Source organism: Sinobaca sp. H24, from assembly GCF_023845525.1.
The window spans coordinates 46,834-64,687 of record NZ_JALBWT010000028.1 but is presented as its reverse complement, the minus strand read 5'-3'; the positions used below and the strand labels follow the sequence as shown (position 1 = coordinate 64,687).

At 48.0% G+C, this 17,854-nt stretch carries 12 protein-coding genes and 5 pseudogenes; all 17 read right to left on the bottom strand.

Features of this window, described 5'->3' with window-relative positions; genetic code table 11:
• Positions 1–1,236, bottom strand: a pseudogene (locus tag MMY81_RS24825) (molybdopterin cofactor-binding domain-containing protein); the annotation flags it as partial.
• On the bottom strand, positions 1,220–2,098 hold the full coding sequence (locus MMY81_RS24820) for an FAD binding domain-containing protein (protein ID WP_252313996.1): 879 nt from the start codon (positions 2,096–2,098) through the stop codon (positions 1,220–1,222). The gene MMY81_RS24820 and the pseudogene MMY81_RS24825, both read right to left, overlap by 17 nt.
• Positions 2,071–2,670 carry a nucleotidyltransferase family protein gene (locus tag MMY81_RS24815; protein ID WP_252314019.1) on the bottom strand — a complete coding sequence of 200 codons (600 nt, stop codon included), beginning with the start codon at positions 2,668–2,670 and terminating at the stop codon, positions 2,071–2,073. The genes MMY81_RS24820 and MMY81_RS24815 overlap by 28 nt, the downstream gene beginning before the upstream one ends.
• Positions 2,667–3,641, bottom strand: a complete 975-nt coding sequence (locus MMY81_RS24810; RefSeq protein WP_252314926.1) for an XdhC family protein — start codon at positions 3,639–3,641, stop codon at positions 2,667–2,669. Before MMY81_RS24810 ends, MMY81_RS24815 begins: the two co-directional genes overlap by 4 nt.
• Before the next feature lie 14 nt (positions 3,642–3,655).
• Positions 3,656–4,997 (bottom strand): annotated as a pseudogene (locus MMY81_RS24805) (5'-deoxyadenosine deaminase).
• 237 nt (positions 4,998–5,234) lie between these two features.
• On the bottom strand, positions 5,235–5,585 hold the full coding sequence (locus MMY81_RS24800; RefSeq protein ID WP_252314002.1) for a Na-translocating system protein MpsC family protein: 351 nt from the start codon (positions 5,583–5,585) through the stop codon (positions 5,235–5,237).
• 125 nt (positions 5,586–5,710) lie between these two features.
• Positions 5,711–6,013, bottom strand: coding sequence for a YerC/YecD family TrpR-related protein (locus tag MMY81_RS24795; RefSeq protein WP_252314003.1), 303 nt, complete (start codon positions 6,011–6,013; stop codon positions 5,711–5,713).
• A 131-nt stretch (positions 6,014–6,144) separates the two neighbouring features.
• Positions 6,145–7,887: an adenine deaminase C-terminal domain-containing protein gene (locus MMY81_RS24790; RefSeq protein WP_252314925.1), complete on the bottom strand. Its 1,743-nt coding sequence runs from the start codon at positions 7,885–7,887 to the stop codon at positions 6,145–6,147.
• A gap of 251 nt (positions 7,888–8,138) precedes the next feature.
• Positions 8,139–9,395, bottom strand: coding sequence for a phosphoribosylamine--glycine ligase (gene purD, locus MMY81_RS24785; RefSeq protein WP_252314924.1), 1,257 nt, complete (start codon positions 9,393–9,395; stop codon positions 8,139–8,141).
• Between the two features lie 14 nt (positions 9,396–9,409).
• Entirely contained in the window at positions 9,410–10,948 is a 1,539-nt protein-coding gene (gene purH / locus MMY81_RS24780; RefSeq protein WP_252314005.1) for a bifunctional phosphoribosylaminoimidazolecarboxamide formyltransferase/IMP cyclohydrolase, read from the bottom strand.
• 5 nt (positions 10,949–10,953) lie between these two features.
• Positions 10,954–11,535 carry a phosphoribosylglycinamide formyltransferase gene (gene purN, locus MMY81_RS24775; protein WP_252314006.1) on the bottom strand — a complete coding sequence of 194 codons (582 nt, stop codon included), beginning with the start codon at positions 11,533–11,535 and terminating at the stop codon, positions 10,954–10,956.
• Positions 11,532–12,569: a phosphoribosylformylglycinamidine cyclo-ligase gene (gene purM, locus MMY81_RS24770; protein ID WP_252314007.1), complete on the bottom strand. Its 1,038-nt coding sequence runs from the start codon at positions 12,567–12,569 to the stop codon at positions 11,532–11,534. Before purM ends, purN begins: the two co-directional genes overlap by 4 nt.
• Before the next feature lie 19 nt (positions 12,570–12,588).
• Positions 12,589–14,008: pseudogene (gene purF, locus MMY81_RS24765) on the bottom strand (amidophosphoribosyltransferase).
• Positions 13,984–16,208 (bottom strand): annotated as a pseudogene (purL, locus tag MMY81_RS24760) (phosphoribosylformylglycinamidine synthase subunit PurL). Before purL ends, purF begins: the two co-directional pseudogenes overlap by 25 nt.
• Positions 16,192–16,873: pseudogene (gene purQ / locus MMY81_RS24755) on the bottom strand (phosphoribosylformylglycinamidine synthase subunit PurQ). Before purQ ends, purL begins: the two co-directional pseudogenes overlap by 17 nt.
• Complete coding sequence (gene purS, locus MMY81_RS24750; RefSeq protein WP_120193804.1) at positions 16,870–17,121, bottom strand: phosphoribosylformylglycinamidine synthase subunit PurS; 252 nt, start codon at positions 17,119–17,121, stop codon at positions 16,870–16,872. The pseudogene purQ and the gene purS overlap by 4 nt, the downstream one beginning before the upstream one ends.
• Positions 17,114–17,833: a phosphoribosylaminoimidazolesuccinocarboxamide synthase gene (gene purC / locus MMY81_RS24745; protein WP_252314923.1), complete on the bottom strand. Its 720-nt coding sequence runs from the start codon at positions 17,831–17,833 to the stop codon at positions 17,114–17,116. Before purC ends, purS begins: the two co-directional genes overlap by 8 nt.
• Positions 17,834–17,854 lie beyond the last annotated feature (21 nt).

Sequence of the window (17,854 nt, the reverse complement as noted above, 5' to 3'; positions counted from 1 at the left end):
TCCCTGATGCGGTCCACGGCTTCCAGTACCAGCTGTCCGCCGTTCGTCGGGGCAATCCGGTGGCCTAGTGGTCCCGGCGATTCATGCTTTCTCATATTAAATGCCTGGAAATCATGCAGGTTCATGTTAAGCGCAGATGCAAGACGGCTGATCTGCCCTTCCAGTGCAAACGTTATCTGATTTCCACCAAAGCCGCGGAATTCACCGGCTACACCGTTATTCGTATAGATGGATAATCCTTTTGTGTGCACATGGTCAATGTCGTATGGGCCGGATGCATGTTCCACAGCAAACTCCAGAATAGCAGGGCCCAGCGTAGCATAGGCTCCTGTATCAGCCTCTATATACGTTTGGTGGGCTATAAGCTTTCCTTTTTTGTCCACTCCTGTTTTCATTTTTATTTTCATCGCATGCCGCTTGATGCCGGCCCGCACTGACTCTTTCCGGCTGTTATGAATCTGGACCGGTTTTCCTGTTTTTAAGGCAAGCAGGGCAGCGTAAGGCTGTACGTTCAGCTCATCCTTTCCGCCGAACGAGCCTCCCATTGGACTCGATACGACGCGGATGCTTTCTTCTTCCATGTCAAGAATTCTGGAAAGCTGAAACCGGTCTTTAAGCCCGTGCTGGGTGCCCATGTAAACAGTAATACCTCCGCCTGCTTCCGGTACAACCACCCCGCCCTCGGTTTCCATGTATGTGTGCATCTGCCTTGGTGTTTCGTATGTTTCCTCTACAACGACCTCACAGGAAGCAAATGCATCTTCAACGCGGCCGCGCTTCTGCTCTGCCTGATGCAGTATATTCCCTTCTTCATGAAGCCCCGGTGCTTCTGCTGCCAGACTTTTTTCCATCGTGTCCAAAATAGGCAGCTTCTTCATACTCTACGATAATTTTCTCCAGCGCTTCTTCAGCAGCTTCTTTTGATACGGCGGCAACGGCCGCAACCGCATCTCCCATATAGCGGACTCTGCTTTCACAGAAAACCGGCTGATTTGGTACGACGATGCCGAATCCATTTAAGCCGGGAACATCCGCTGCTGTAATAACAGCCTCTACGCCGGGATGTGCTGCCGCTTCTTCTGTCTGGATACGTTTAATCAAAGCATGAGGGTATCGGCTGCGAAGCACGCGGCCATAAAGCATGCCTTCCATTTGTCGATCCGTTAAATATTTCAGCGTACCTGTCACTTTCTCTATTCCGTCTGGACGAACTCTTCCGTCATTTTTCAGCGGCACGGCTCATCTCCTCCTCTTTCCAGGCTTCGAGAGCTGATTCCAGTATCATTCCGGCAGCCATTCTTCGATAGCCGGCTCCTGCAAAAACATCTGATACCGGTGTATACTCCTCCAAAATGATTTCGCAGGCTTTTGCTGCTGCTCCATTCGTCAATGTCTGATTTTCCAGACAGGCTTCTGCGGCCGGCATCCGCTCCGGCGGATAGTCACCGCCGCCTATAACTATTCTTACGCGCTTGAGACGCCCTGTCCGCGTCCAGTCTGCTGAGGCCGCCACAGTTAGAATCGAGGGGCTGAATGTTTCTCTGCTTCCTACTTTTTCAAAGAAATCAAGCACCGGAGCCGGGAGCGGGATTTGAACAGCCAGAAGCATGGCAGCTTTCTTTTGCTCCTGCTCCATATATTGTTCCAGAGGCAGCACCTGCTCTCCATCTTCGTCGATGAAACGCGCCCTGGCATCTAATGCCAGCAGCGAAGCCGCCGCATCTCCTTTACGATAGCCGATGTTGCCGCCAATCGTTCCCTGATTTCTGATAGCAGGTGATCCTACCACACCGATGGCACTGCATAACATCGGAATGTGAGCTTTTATAATAGGGTGATCCATACAATAACGAAGCGGGACATTCGCTCCAATAGAAAGAAAATCCTCTCCATCCGCCGCCTGCCGTTGAAGCGTCTGCAGTTCCTGAAGTGCCTGCAGCATAATGATGTAAGGCGGAAGGGGTATTCCTTTTTCCCGCTGAAGTTGAAATGTAGTGCCGCCCATCATAAATGCGGCGCTCGGACCATACTTTTCCTTCATCTGCCACGCTTCTTCTATCGTTTTCGGGTTTAAGATGGTACTGTTTGCAGCAGCCATTGGTAATCTTCCTTTGTGTCTATGTCGTAGAAAAGCGAATCGTTTGCTGAGGAAAGAAAAGTCCCCCTTAGAGAGGTATCACATCGAAGAATGTATCGTGCGCCTTCATCCCCTTCGAGCTGTTTCAAGCGGGGAAAAAGCTGTTTTTCCAGTAAAAGCGGCGGCTGCAGACGGTCTAATGCAGCATAATCCTGTAAATGCTTTCCACATGTGCTGATTAGTTGATTAATTCTTTCTGCAGTAACAAAAGGCTGGTCAGCCAGAAGCACAACGACTGCATCAGCGCCTCCCGCTTCGGCTTTTTCTATACCGCTCTGCAGGGAATACGCCTGGCCCTTCTCAGCGTGTTCTGATTCTATAGTTTTCCAATTCCCGTGATAAAGTTCAGGAGCAATCCATTCTATATCCGCTCCGGGACGAGTGACAATTACCGTGCTGTCAAGGTTTGATAAAAGCGCCTGCTTTAAAGCTATACTGCCGAGAGAATATTTTCCGGCAGGAAGATGAAGCTTACTCTCCTGCATCCGTGTGCTTTTGCCTGCAGCCAGATAAATACCCGTTATTTTTTTCATCTTACTGCCTCCTTTGCAGCGGCCTGTTTCGATAAAGGAATTAGTTCAGCTAAAATACTGACAGCAATTTCCTCCGGCCCTTCCGCTTTAATAGAGAGGCCGACAGGAGAAGCAATCCATTCCGGAAGCGCATCTCCGTCCATAAGGCGTTCTGCTCTTGCTTTGGAGCCGAGGATGCCGAGATACGCCGGTCTCTTTAGAATCAATTCCTTCAGCAGTTCTTTATCGTGCTGAAAATGATGGGTCATCAGCAGTACAAAATCAGAGGAAGAAACCGGTACGTTCGCAGCAAGTTCTTTAGGAAATCCACAGTAAACTGCCTCTGCTGACGGGTGTATATCTTTCCTGCACCTTTCCCCGCGCCAATCGGCAACGGTTATGGAAAAACCGCTCATCGAAGCCATATGGACAAGCGGCTCCACATCGGTACCAGCTCCAAATATAACGAGCCTCCGCTTTGGTTGTATGACCTGGGCATACATCACTTCACCGGTGGCGGCAATAAAACGACCCTTTCTTCTGCCCCCGGGGACCTCTTCCGGTGACACCAGTATCGTTTTCAAATGCTGTTCTTTCTCCACCCGCAGCACCGCCACTTCTTCTCCTGCTGACAACCTTTCCTCCATCGTATACAAACGATTCACTTCTTCTGCTTTCAGAGGCTCCATATGGACAAGAACGCTTCCGTTGCATCCTGATCCTTCTCCCCAGGAAAGCGGATCATACCCACGCATATCGTATTCGACGGTCCTGGCCCCCTGCTCCCATACTTCTATCACTCTCGCTGCAATATCCTGCTCCAGGCAGCCTCCGCTTAATACGCCTGTCATCATCCCTTTTTTATCCACAAGCATCGTTGTGCCTTCTTTTCTATAGGCGGATCCTTCTACATGAATAATTGTCGCCAGCATGGCAGGTTCATTGCGTTCCATCCGGCGGAGGGTCTGAATAATCCTGTGCAGGTTTTCCATCTGATTTCTCCTTTCTACTTTACTGGATTTTTGATAGAGTTCAGCATGCGCTTAATGGAAATGTCCGATTGGGTAAGCACTTCAGATTTATTAACCGTTAGATGCTTTTTATTTTCCATTACGATTTTCCCGTCGATAATTGTCGTTTCAACATCCTGTGCCTGTGCGGAGTACACGACACGGGAATAGGGATCTACAGTTTCGGAAGGGTAGCTGTGAAAATCACGCAGATCCATTAGAAATAAATCGGCTTTTTTTCCAACTTCAATACTTCCAAGTTCATGATCCATTCCTATTGCCTTTGCGCCGCCCCGTGTGGCCATGCGGAGTACTTTTGCGGCAGGCATAGCTGTCGGGCCAGAATAGGTTTGGGAAGAGAGCCAGCTTCATTTCATGACATGTTCAGATTATTGTTACACGCTGCCCCGTCTGCTCCAATGCTGATATCACAGCCGTCTGCGTCCAGGCTGTATGTATCTGCAATACCGGAGGCAAGCTTTAAGTTTGAGCCCGGGCAGTGCACCATTTTTACTTTCTTTTCTTTTATAATTTGTTTTTCTTTTTCATTGAGCCAGACGCAGTGCGCCAGAATCAGGCGTTCATTCGCGAGGCCGATATGATCAAGATATTCTATATTCGGCATCCCGCGCTGGGATTCGACCAGCTCAATTTCCCCTTTATTTTCGGAAGCATGCGTATGAACATACACATTATAATAAGCAGATAAATCACGGACTTCCTTTAACAGTTCTTCCGTGCAGGATACGACAAAGCGCGGGCTGAAAGCATACTGAATTCTGCCGTTGTCATAGCCGTGCCACCTTTCCAGAAGCTCTACGCTCTGTTTAATGGAGCTCTGTGTATTTTCAAGAAGCTGGGAAGGTACACCATCTCCTACATCCATCATGACTTTTCCGGACAAAGCCCCCGAATGCCGCTCTCGGCAATAGCCTGAAACGCCGATTCGGTATGATGAACCGTCTCCATATCGACGATAGTGGTGGTCCCGCCGCTGATGCATTCCCCAATGCCAAGCATGGCTGAATAATAAATTGATTCTTCATCGTGGGCGGCTTCAAGCGGCCACAGTCTTTTTTTCAGCCAGTCCATTAATTCCATATCGTCAGCCTGTCCCCGGAATATTGTCTGGCACAAATGAATGTGTGTTTGAATAAATCCAGGCAGTACGGTTTTCCCCGTGCCGTCTATAATTCTTGTCCGGGCCGTATCCTGAGCCTGAATATCCTTCCCTAACGCAGCAATGCGTCCATCCTGAATTAATATGTCTCCGTATACTATATCCATGGCATCATTCATCGTAATAATTTCCGCATTTTTTATAAGAATATCTTTCATGATAATCCCTTCTTTACTGTATATTTCGGATAAAAAAGCCGGAGAAATACACAGTCCTTTGACTATGTACTTCTCCGGCTTCTATTCTTCTCCGTCCAGCGGAGAGAAAGCTCCCGATTTTTATGATTAAAAGAGACAATCCGGATGAACAGACCGTTTCCTTTTCGTTTAATTAGTATTATCGTATGAAAAAAATAATCATTTGTCCTGTTATTTGTTAGATATCCTTACACGTTTTTATACAGCAATATAAATAATCGCCGCGGCTTCCTCTGTTACAGGATCGAAATCCTTTAAAATGGTTTTCACTTTAATAGAAAGTTCTTTTTCCAGCTCCATCTTTAAACGCTCTTTGAACTCTTTAATCAGCGTTGTATCTACGGTCAATGTAAGTTCCGGATATTTCTCATGAATGGCCTCGAGTGCAGGTACGCGCTGGTGCTCCCCAAATACAAGGATTTTATCCTGCAGTATTTCGATTTTCTGTTTTCTGACTCCGACTTTATACATCTCCTGATTGACTTTATTATAAATCTGCGCAATTTCTTTCCGCAGTGCTTTTTCGTCCATTTCGTTATATGCGCTCATGTTGTCCCTCCTTCTTATAGTATAGTAGATATTTCTTTGCATTCCTGCTGTTTATGTATATAATCTGACAGCTTTTTACGTCATATAAAAACCGCCCCCCTGCCTGAGCCTGGGGAGCGGTTCCTTTATTTTTCCTGGGTTTCTTTAATTCGGTTCAGTGTCATTTGATAACTGTCGTTACCATAGTTCAAACAGCGTTTGACACGTGATATCGTAGCCGTGCTGGCTCCGGTTTCTGTTTCAATCTTGTGATACGTATTTCCGCTCTGCAGCATTCTGGCAACTTCCAGACGCTGAGCTAAGGATTGAATTTCATTTATGGTACACAGGTCATCAAAAAATGCATAGCATTCTTCCAAATCCTTTAATGACAATATGGCTTGAAACAGCTGATCTAATTCTTTTCCACGAAGTTTATCAATCTGCATTCTCTACACCTCACTTTAAAACGAATGTCCAACTTTCATTCCTGCTGTATTAAACTGTCTCTCAGACACTGATAGATATGAGAATCAACGTCTTTTTATGAAATTAACATTTCTTCCTGTACTTTTACAGTTTAACGCATAATAGAAGGAAAGAGTACCGTTTTCTTATGAACGTCAAAAATTCCTTTTTGGGTTACCCGAATGTAGGGCAGATGCGTTGAGGAGAAGAAAAGCATGCTGTATATAGGGTCATCATGCTTATATCCGCGCTCACGGAGCTTTTCTTCAATGCTTTCATGTTTGGCGATCACTTCTTCCATCGGCTCAAGCGACATGGCGCCGAACAGCTTCAGCGGAAGCCCTTCAATAACTTCATTGTTTTCGACGAGAAAGATTCCGCCATCATTCTGCTTGAGCTCTTCGAATGCACGAACCATATCTTTCTTTCGTTTACCGATTAAAATAATATCACCGGTATTGGAGAAAGTCGTCGCCAGTCCGCCCAGATTCTCTGCAAATCCTTTTATAACTGTATTAATACGCCATTTCCCATGGCGGTCGAGCATCGTAAAAAAGCACTCATCGTGATCGGGATCCAGTTCATCAATCGCTGCATCCACGCCTATTTGGTACGGTTTTAGAATAACTGAATTCACTAATTCAATTCCCATAGGCATAGAGAAATGAAGATCCTCCTCAGAGAGTTTCCAATCGAGCATTAACGGGTGCACGCCATATTCACTCCAAGAAAAATGCTTCTGCGGATACAGGTTTTTCTCTTCACGGTACACCCATTTCCCTTTTGCCATCACTGCCTCCGGCTTAGGAATCGATGGATCTTTTAGAAAGTTTATATGCGCAATCCGTCCCGGCGCGATCATTCCGACGTAGTCATCAATACCGAGATGTTTGGCGGAATTGTAGGAAGCCATTTCATATGCTTCTATTTCCGGCACCCCTTTTTCCAGCGCTATTTCAATGGTGCGGTCCATGACTCCATCTTTATAAAAAGAAGGCGTGGAGCCGTCTGTGTTCATCGTAAACCGGCTGAAATCAGTAATACCTGCCTCAAGCAGCCCTTCCAGCATTTCCGGCAGATCCGGGCGGATGGAAGAATAACGCAGGGAGGTAGTCATCCCGGCATCCAGTCTCATTAACGCCTCGTCTGCTGTCATGGCTTCATGGTCGCCTGAAACGCCCAGAAGCGCCATTTGAATGATCGTTTTTTCAGAAGCACCGGGCAGATGACCTTCAATCGGTTTGTTTGCTTCTTTTGTCTGCTGCATCCAGTGAAGAATCGTATCATCTCCCGTCATGACCCGCGGCCATGCCGTTAATTCCCCGCCCTGTACGACAAGAGGATGCTCTACCCAGGACATCATTTTGGAAGGAGAAAAAATGGAGTCTTCTTCCTCCATCTCCGTCTGGGCATCGTATCGTGCCCACCAGTACATGGAAGTCGGGAGGTTATCCAGCTCTTCTATTAAAGTAAGCGCTTTCTTTTTATCAACATGCAGAAAGAAGAACATATTGTCATTTACCAGTGTCGTTGTTCCCCGCTGGGATGCGTAAGCTGCAAATGTATGGGGGTTGTAGAGCTGAAACGGATGGACATGGGGCTCTATATAACCTGGCACAAGAAACTGACCTGTGCAGTCTACTACTTCTGCCTGGTCTGTATTATCAGGAAGGCTGTCTCCTACGTATATAATGCGATCGTCTGATATCCATATATGGCCTTCCAGCCATTTTTTCCGTGCACTGCTCAAGTATGTTGCGTTTTTTAGTACTACATCAGGTGAACGCTGTCCTCTGATAACGGAAAGTTGATTTCGAAGTGTTTGTTTGTTCCATCTAAATAACCGGGATGCCATGTTTTCACCTGCTTTGCTGGATTTTTTATTTGCTGAATGTTTGATTCTATCGTATCATACTTTGCTCCTGTACTCTACGAAAGGAAGTGACAACTGTGGGAACTATCTCCCGGCTTACCGGGGTGCGCCGCCTCTACTACTGTAACAAAAAGGGAGGTTCTGCTTTGTATCATTGAGAAGAAATCTCCCATTGAATTTCATCCCCGGTAATAGAAAAGCCCTCCGCCTGACCGGCAGAGGACTCAAATACATCAGGAAGAAGCTGATACGGCTTTATGGCCAATATCTTTACGGTAAAACAAGTTGGTCGTATCGAGCTCTTCAAGCTTGGCATAGACTTTTGTCTGCGCCTCTTCAAGCGTAGAAGCTTTTTCTGCAAGTAAAAGTACACGGCCGCCTGCCGTTTTATACTCCCCGTCTTCTTCTTCCACGCCTGCAAAAAACAGCATATCAGACGACGGTACTGCTGCAATCGGCTGATGCTTTGCATAAGAGCCTGGATAGCCTTTGGAAGCGGCTACTACACCGAGAACCGCATCGTCGGACCAGGAAAGCTCAGGCCTGCTGCCGGCAAGCAGTTCCAACATTACTTCCGCCAGATCGGATTCCAATCGAGGAAGCACGACCTGCGCTTCCGGGTCCCCAAATCGAGCATTAAATTCAATCACTTTGGCTCCGCTGTCCGTCATCATCAGGCCTGCATACAAAATGCCGGTAAACGAGCGCCCTTCCTGTACAAGAGCTTTCGCAGCAGGTTCCAGCACCTGTTCTACTGCTTCCTGAACCTGCTTATCTTTAAACTGCGGCACAGGACTGTATGCCCCCATTCCGCCGGTGTTCGGACCCTGATCCTGATCATAGGCGCGCTTATGATCCTGCGCTCCTACCATTGGAATGACCGTTTCGCCGTTCACAAACGCCATAAGTGACAGTTCTTCCCCGCTTAAATATTCTTCAATCACAACTTCCGCCCCGGCACCGCCAAATTTACTGTCCACCAGTATATCGTGGAGCGCGTCTTGTGCTTCTTCTTCTGTAAGGGCAACGGTTACGCCCTTCCCTGCTGCCAGACCATCTGCCTTAATTACAATAGGAGCACCGATTTTCTGCACATACGCTGACGCTTTATCGTAATCAGAGAACACTTCATAAAAACCGGTCGGAATATTGTAGCGCTTCATAATATCCTTAGCGAATGATTTACTGCCTTCAATTTTAGCAGCAGCCTGGGAAGGACCGAATACGGTCAGTCCTTCCTTGTGAAAGCGGTCAGCCAGTCCTTCTAACAGCGGTACTTCCGGACCGATCACAGTCAGTCCGATATCTTCTTTTTTGGCAAAAGATATAAGACCGTCGTGATCTGATTCATTGATCGCTGTACATTCTGCCACTTCCTTCATTCCCGGATTACCGGGGGCTGCGAACACTTTATTGGTTTTACGGCTTTTGGAGAACGCCCATGCGAGAGCATGCTCCCGGCCGCCTCCGCCGATAACGAGTACATTCATAAGAATCGCTCCTTTTAATGTTTAAAATGACGGATGCCTGTGAATACCATCGCAATACCCAGTTCATCAGCCATCGATATCGATTCTTCATCACGGATAGAGCCGCCCGGCTGAATAATAGCGGTTACGCCGGCTTCGCCTGCAGCTTCCACCGTATCTTTCATAGGGAAAAAGGCATCAGATCCCATCGCGGAACCGACGGCTTCCTCGCCTGCCTGTTCTACCGCAATAGCTGCAGAACCGACGCGGTTCATCTGTCCCGCTCCAATTCCAATTGTTTTGTCACCTTTAGCCAGTACGATCGCGTTTGATTTCACATGTTTGACTATTTTCCAGGCCAGTTTAAGATCCTGCCATTCCTGCTCGGAAGGCTCTCTTTTGGTTACGACACGTACATCTGCATCCAAAAACCCTTTGGCATCCTGTTCCTGAACAAGCGTTCCTCCGTAGATGGAAGTCATTACCGAACGCTCCATTGGGACTTCATCCATCGATACGCTTAAAAGACGGATATTCTTTTTAGCTGACAGAATGTCCAGCGCTTCCTGAGAGAAATGTGGAGCAATAACAATCTCTAGAAAGATATTCTTCAACTGGTCCGCTGTAGCTGTGTCCACTTCCTGGTTTAATGCTACAATACCGCCGAAAATAGACACAGGATCTGCTTCATAGGCTTTTTGATAAGCCTCGGCGATTGTTTCCCCAACGCCGACACCGCAGGGATTCATATGCTTAACAGCTACTGCCGCAGGCTGGGAGAATTCTTTTACCATTTCAAGTGCTGCCTGGGCATCATTAATATTATTGTAGGAAAGCTCTTTACCGTGCAGCTGCAGCGCGTTGGCAATAGAGCTGATCGGGCCTATCGGCTCTCTGTAGAAAGCTGCTTTCTGATGAGGATTTTCCCCATAACGCAGATCCTGCTTCTTCTCATACGTTACCGTGTATGTTTCCGGATAAAGTTCTCCCGTCTGCTCTGTTAAGTAGTTAGCAATCATCGCGTCATAAGCTGCTGTGTGGCGGAATACTTTCGCTGCCAGCATTTTACGGCGCTCCACGCTGATTTCCCCGTGCTGCTCTAATTCGTGTACAAGCTCTTCATAATCGGTTGGGTCTGTAACAACTGCTACATCCTGATAGTTTTTGGAAGCGGCGCGAAGCATTGTGGGCCCGCCGATATCAATATTTTCAATCGCTTCTTCAAACGTCGTCTCCGGTCGCTCAATGGTTTCTTTAAATGGATATAAATTAACGATCACGTAGTCAATAGGCGCGATATTATGTTCTTCAAGCTGTTTCATGTGGGTTTCTTCCGAACGCATCGCAAGAAGTCCACTGTGAATGTTAGGATGCAGGGTTTTGACCCGTCCATCCAGAATTTCCGGAAATCCGGTAACGTCGGATATTCCAATGACGTTAACGCCTCCTTCTTTGAGAACGCGGCTCGTGCCTCCTGTAGAAATAATTTCAATGCCGAGGCTTTCCAGTTTCCTGGCGAACGGGACGATGCCCTCTTTGTTTGATACGCTGATCAGTGCTCTTTTTGTGTACATATCTGTTAAAAGCTCCTTTCCAATTTTCCAGCGAGTTCATCGATGACTTCCGGATACAATCTATGCTCTATCGCCTGAATGGCATTTGTTAATGTCTCTTTGGAGTCTGTACGGCGGATATTTACCGCTTCCTGCGCAATAATACGGCCGGTATCCATTCCTTCGTCTACGTAATGGATGGTCACCCCGGTAATTTTCACGCCAGCCTCCCATGCCTGCCCGATCGCATCTTTTCCTGGAAAAGCCGGCAGCAGCGAGGGATGAATATTAATAATATTTCCCTCAAATGCATGAAGCAGAGCGGAACCGATCAAACGCATGTACCCTGCCAAAAAGATAAAAGAGATGCCATAGTGCACCAATTCCTGAACTATTTCTTCTTCAAACGCCTGTTTGGAGCTGTACTGTTTCGGCAGAAAGGAAAACACGGGAATATTCAGCGCTTCTGCTTTTTGAATAACCGCCGCCTGCGGTTGATCGCATACAAGCAGGGAGACTGCTGCGCCGAGTCTCCCCTCCTGTTCTGCCCGGACAATAGCTTCAAAATTCGAGCCGCTGCCTGAAGCAAATACTGCTATTTTTTTCATGAAACAGTGCCATCCAGTTCAATCGATCCTCCAGCTGTAACCGTTCCAATTCTTACAGCAGGCTCATCCTCTGACTGAAGTGCCTGCAGGGCTGCCTCCGCATCTTCCGGGCGGACCGCCGCAATAAGACCGATACCCATATTAAAAGTGCCGTACATATCTTTATCAGACAAGCCGCCGGTAGACTGTATCAAAGAGAAAATATCCGGCTTGTTCCAGGCTGATGTCTGAATGGAGGCTCCAAGTCCTTCCGGAAGCATCCGCGGAATATTCTCGTAGAATCCGCCGCCGGTAATATGGGCCATTCCCTGGACGGTTACCGCGTTCATTAAGTTGCGCACTGCTTTTACATATATTCTTGTCGGTGTTAACAATTCAAGCCCGAGCTTTTTTTCAAGCGGGGAGTAAGTTTCCTGCAGTTCCATATTTCCTTTATCAAACAGGACGCTTCGGGCAAGAGAAAGTCCGTTGCTGTGAATACCGGAGGATTCGAGTCCGATAAGCACGTCCCCTTCCCTGATATTTTCGCCGGTGACAATATCTTTCTTTTCCGCCGCACCGACCGCAAATCCGGCAAGGTCATACTCATCCGCATCATACATGCCCGGCATTTCTGCCGTTTCCCCGCCGATCAGGGCACAGCCGGACTGCTCACAGCCGTCGGCCACTCCTTTTACGATCGCTTCAATCTTTTCCGGCACAGCCTTGCCGCACGCGAGATAATCGAGAAAATACAGCGGTTCTGCACCCTGCACGGCAATATCGTTTACACACATCGCGACCGCATCCTGGCCGATGGTATCGTGCTTATCCATTTGAAAAGCAATCATCAGCTTCGTGCCGACGCCGTCTGTTCCCGAAATGAGCACAGGTTCTTTATATGGAAGCGCGGAAAGATCAAACATGGCGCCGAATCCTCCAAGACCTCCCATTACTTCCGGACGCATTGTACGGCTCGTATGCTTTTTCATCCGTTTTACTGCTTCATAGCCGGCCTCTACATCAACACCAGCTTGTTTATATGCATCAGACATCGTCAAGCCCCTTTCTATTCTAGCTGTTCATCACTTTGTCATGGGGATGAACGGTGTCTTCGTAAATTTCCGTTGGATAATTCCCTGTAAAACACGCCAGACACTGGCCGCAGTTCTTGTCCTGGCTGCTTCTTCCGATACCTTCAAGCATGCCGTCGATGGATATAAAGGCCAGGGAGTCAGCTCCCATTTTTTCGCGCATTTCCTCGGTTGTGTGAGTGGAAGCGATCAACTCCGCCTTGGTTGACGTATCGATGCCGTAAAAGCAAGGATGCGTGATCGGCGGTGACGTGATCCGCACGTGTACTTCAAGTGCGCCTGCATCTTTCAAAAAGCTGGACGATTCGGCGGCTTGTCGTGCCGCGGACGATAGAGTCATCTACCATTACGACACGTTTGCCGGCGACTACACCACGGACCGGTGACAGCTTCATTTCACGCCCTGCTCCCGCAGTTCCTGGGTCGGCTGAAGTAAAGGGCGGCCGACATAGCGGTTTTAATAAGGCCAAGCTCGTATGGAATCCGCTTTTGCTCTGCAAAACCGATAGCCGCAGAGATAGAAGAGTCCGGAACCCCGGTTACAACATCCGCTTCTACCGGTGTTTCTTTAGCCATCTGCTTGCCGAGGCTTTTCCGGGCGGTATGCACATTGATCTGGTCTACATCCGAATCCGGTCTTGCAAAATAAACGTATTCCATGCTGCAGATCTGTCTGTCTGCCGGTTTGGAAAACAGCTGCGAGCGCATGCCGTCTTTATCGATAATAACAATTTCTCCAGGCTGCACTTCCCGTTCATGCACAGCACCCACGGCATCAAATGCGCATGTTTCCGATGCTACGACGTACGCATCCCCATCCGTCCGATGGAAAGCGGACGCAGGCCGTTTGGATCCATTGCCACCATCAGCTTATCTTCGGTCAGAACGGCCAGCGCGTAAGCGCCTTTAATAGTGGAGAGTGCATCTTTAAACTGTTCCTCAAGCGTTGGATGAGGGCTTCGTTTAATCAGGTGGGCTATTACTTCTGTATCAGATGTCGACTGAAAAATACTGCCTTCCCGTTCCAGGTCACTTTTCACGCCGTTTGCATTTACAATGTTTCCGTTATGGGCGAGCGCCAGTCCACTTGTCTGAGACTGGAACAAAAGCGGCTGTACGTTTAAAAGTCCGCCTCCGCCGGAAGTAGCATAACGCACGTGCCCTATGGCTGCATGCCCCTGAAGCTTCTCCAGTTCGCCTTCTTTAAATGCTTTTGTTACAAGGCCGAGTCCTTTATGAGTGCTCAGCTTATCCCCGTCGCTTACAACGATGCCGGCACCCTCCTGGCCCCTGTGCTGAAGGCTGTGCAAACCGTAATACGTTACCTGCGCTGCGTCTTTATGTCCCCAGATTGCAAAAACTCCGCATTCTTCATTTAAGCCTTTGATTTCACCAAACATGGAATTGCTCCTTTCCAGGTCTCTTCCAATGTCTTTAGAGGAGCCTGTACCACCGTTTCTCCTGTTGCTGATGCAATATGCAGCTGACTATTGTCCGTCACTGTGCCAATGAGCTGAGCGTCTTCGATCATGTCTTCGAGCAGTTTCTTTTCGTCGGCCGGTACGCTGATAACAAAACGGGACTGGGTTTCAGAGAACAATTCTTTGATCGGATGCTGGGAAAGTGTGATATCTGCTCCAAGCGATGTACCTATTAAGCTTTCTGTCAATGCGACGCCAAGTCCGCCTTCTGAAATATCATGTGCGGATGAAATAATGCCTACTTTAATTGCCTCCAAAAGCTGATGCTGGCGTTTTTTCTCTACGGCCAGATCCAGATTCGGCGCTTTGCCGGAGATAAATCCCTGTTCCATTTTCTGGAGCTCGCTTCCGCCAAACTCCGGGGCGGCTTCACCTATTACATAGACGGCGTCGCCCGCCTGTTTGAATGTCTGGGTGGTAATATGCTTTAAATCTTGACCAGACCTACCATGCCGATAACCGGAGTCGGATAAACAGCTCCCTGATTTGTCTCGTTATAAAGAGATACGTTACCGCCGATAACCGGGGTAGAGAGCACATTGCAGGTTTCACTCATTCCGTCTGTCGATTTTTCAATCTGCCAGAAAATTTCCGGGTTTTCCGGGCTGCCATAGTTCAGGCAGTCAGTCACACCTAAAGGACGGGCTCCTGAGCAGACAATGTTACGGGCGGCTTCTGCCACCGCAATACGCCCGCCTGTTTCCGGATCCAGGTAAATATAGCGCGAGTTGCAGTCCGTCGTCATGGCTAGTGCTTTATTTTTATCTCTCACTTTAATTACAGCCGCATCTGATCCCGGCTGCACAACTGTATTTGTCTGCACCATATAATCATACTGGTCGTAAATCCATTCTTTGCTTGCAATCGTCGGCTGCTCCAGCAGTCGAAGCAGAGTGCCCTGGGTGTCTTCTACATCAGGAAGCCAGTTAATTCCCTGATTTTCCCGATAGTAAGCAGGCTCTGAAGAAGCCGGATGATAAACCGGTGCATCCTCTGCAAGCGAATCAACAGGCACATCTGCCACTACTTTGCCGTTATGAATCAGGCGCAGCACCTGCTCTTCAATTACTTCCCCGACGTTAGCGGAAAGAAGTCCCCATTTATCACATATATCAATAATTTCCTGTTCACGGCCTTTTTCTACAACAATCAGCATCCGCTCCTGGGATTCGGACAGCATCATTTCATAAGGTGTCATGCCTGTTTCCCGCTGAGGCACAAGATCAAGGTTCATTTCAATTCCAGACCCTGCCTTGCTTGCCATTTCAGCAGAAGACGAAGTCAGTCCGGCTGCCCCCATATCCTGTATACCAACAAGCGCATCTGATTTCACAAGCTCCAGACATGCTTCCAGCAGAAGCTTTTCTTTAAACGGATCACCTACCTGAACGGCCGGTCGCTTGCTCTCCGACTCTTCACTCAGCTCTTCTGAAGCGAATGTGGCACCGTGTATGCCGTCGCGGCCGGTGTCGGCTCCCACGTATAGAACCGTGTTCCCTACCCCTTTAGCCTGGCCTTTTTGAATATCTTTATGGTCAATCAAACCTACGCACATAGCGTTAACAAGCGGGTTACCTTCGTAGCACGGGTCAAATTGAATTTCTCCGTCGACCGTCGGTACACCGACACAGTTACCGTAACCGGCAATACCTGCAACTACTTCTTCGAGCAGATAACGAACGCGCGGGTTTTCCAGCTCCCCGAAGCGCAGGGAGTTCAGAAGTGCAATAGGACGGGCTCCCATGGAAAACACATCACGGAGAATACCGCCCACACCTGTCGCCGCGCCTTGATAAGGCTCAATGGCGGAAGGGTGATTGTGGCTTTCGATTTTAAATACTACTGCCTGTTCATCACCGATATCGATGATGCCGGCACCTTCCCCAGGTCCCTGCAGGACTTCTTCTCCGGTAACCGGAAACTTTTTCAGCACGACTTTAGAGTGCTTGTAGCTGCAGTGTTCGGACCACATAACGGAAAAAAGCCCCGTCTCTGTATAATTCGGCAGACGTCCGAGAATTTTTTCCACCATCGCAAATTCCTGCTCTTTAAGGCCCATTTCTTTGTAAATATGCTCTTTCTTAATTTGCTCTGGGGATGGTTCAAGTAGTAACGACATGGGATTTCCTCCAATGATTGAGAATAGATTGAAACAGCGGCAGACCATCAGCGCTGCCAAGCAGGTCAAGGGTGGCTCTTTCCGGGTGCGGCATCATGCCCAGCACATTTCCTTCTTTGTTTACGATGCCGGCAATATCTCCGACCGATCCATTAATATTCTCTTTGTATGTGAACACAATCTGATTATTGTCCTGCAGATCCTTCAGGGTTGCATCATCACAGAAGTAATTGCCTTCTCCATGGGCGACAGGAATCGTGATTTCTTCGTCCTGTTTATATTTTTCAGAAAAGGCTGTTGTGTTGTTTTTCACCTGCAGCGTGGTATGACGGCAGATAAACTTCAGCGATTTATTCCGCTGCATAGCGCCCGGCAGAAGTCCGGCTTCAAGCAGAACCTGGAAACCGTTGCAGATGCCAAAACCGGCTTGCCTTTAGATGCTTCTTCGATCACGCTCTCCATTACCGGAGCAAAACGGGCAATCGCACCGGAGCGGAGATAGTCCCCGTAGGAAAAACCTCCCGGAATCAGAATAGCGTCATATGCTGCAACGCTTTTCTCGGTGTACCATACTTTTTCTACATCCTCTCCAAGACCGTCTTGATGGCGTAAAACATGTCATCGTCACAGTTGGAACCGGGAAATACGATTACGGCGAACTTCATGAGGAAACAACCTCCTCCATATTGTACGTATAGTCTTCGATAACAGGGTTGGTTAACAGCTTATGGCACATTTCTTCGACTTTTTCCTGCACATCGTCTGTTTTTTCCATATGGAGTTCGATAAACTTACCAGTCTGCACTTCGCTTACTTCGTTATATCCCATCGTGTGAAGCGCGTTGTTAATGGCGCTTCCCTGCGGATCCAATACGCCGGCCTTTAACGTTACGTAAATTTGTACTTTAACCATGAATAGTGCCTCCCAGTCTTTTTAAGATCTCCGTGTAGCCGTCCTGCAGCGAGCCAAGTCCATAACGGAAAAGGTCTTTATCAAATTTTTCACGTGTTGTTTTATCCCAGAGCCTGCATGTATCCGGTGAAATTTCATCAGAGAGCAGGATGGCTCCATCTTCTGTCGTGCCGAATTCCAGCTTAAAGTCGACCAGAATCAGCTCACATTCATCAAAGTGCTTTTTCATCGCATCGTTGACTTCCAGCGCCAGCTTTCTCATTTCCGCTGTCTGCTCCGGCTCCGCCGCGTGCAGAAGACGGATATGATCATCGTTAATCAGCGGATCGCCCAGTTCATCGTCTTTATAGTAAAATTCCACAATTGGCACATCCACTTCCGTACCTTCTGGAATGCCGGTACGCTTTTTCAGACTGCCGGCTACTACATTGCGGACCACGACTTCGAGTGGAATAATGGTTGTTTTGTGGACGAGCTGTTCTGTCGCGGAAATTTTTTTCTCAAAGTGATTGCGGATGCCAAGCGACGTCAGCTTTTCAAAAAGAAGAGAAGAGATAACGTTATTCAGCTCTCCTTTTCCTTTCAGCGTGTCTTTTTTTTCTCCGTTAAATGCTGTCGCTTCATCTTTATACTCCACCCAGAGAAGTCCCGGTGTATCTGTTTCATAAAGCCGTTTAGCTTTTCCTTCATACAGAAGATCCTGCTTTTCCACTCAAAACGCCTCCCTGGTTTG

Bases quoted from the DNA above. Each gene is read 5' to 3' on its own strand.
- MMY81_RS24820 (WP_252313996.1), bottom strand. From the start codon at position 2,098: ATGGCTGCTGCAAACAGTACCATCTTAAACCCGAAAACGATAGAAGAA.
- MMY81_RS24815 (WP_252314019.1), bottom strand. From the start codon at position 2,670: ATGAAAAAAATAACGGGTATTTATCTGGCTGCAGGCAAAAGCACACGG.
- MMY81_RS24810 (WP_252314926.1), bottom strand. From the start codon at position 3,641: ATGGAAAACCTGCACAGGATTATTCAGACCCTCCGCCGGATGGAACGC.
- MMY81_RS24800 (WP_252314002.1), bottom strand. From the start codon at position 5,585: ATGAGCGCATATAACGAAATGGACGAAAAAGCACTGCGGAAAGAAATT.
- MMY81_RS24795 (WP_252314003.1), bottom strand. From the start codon at position 6,013: ATGCAGATTGATAAACTTCGTGGAAAAGAATTAGATCAGCTGTTTCAA.
- MMY81_RS24790 (WP_252314925.1), bottom strand. From the start codon at position 7,887: ATGGCATCCCGGTTATTTAGATGGAACAAACAAACACTTCGAAATCAA.
- purD (WP_252314924.1), bottom strand. From the start codon at position 9,395: ATGAATGTACTCGTTATCGGCGGAGGCGGCCGGGAGCATGCTCTCGCA.
- purH (WP_252314005.1), bottom strand. From the start codon at position 10,948: ATGTACACAAAAAGAGCACTGATCAGCGTATCAAACAAAGAGGGCATC.
- purN (WP_252314006.1), bottom strand. From the start codon at position 11,535: ATGAAAAAAATAGCAGTATTTGCTTCAGGCAGCGGCTCGAATTTTGAA.
- purM (WP_252314007.1), bottom strand. From the start codon at position 12,569: ATGTCTGATGCATATAAACAAGCTGGTGTTGATGTAGAGGCCGGCTAT.
- purS (WP_120193804.1), bottom strand. From the start codon at position 17,121: ATGGTTAAAGTACAAATTTACGTAACGTTAAAGGCCGGCGTATTGGAT.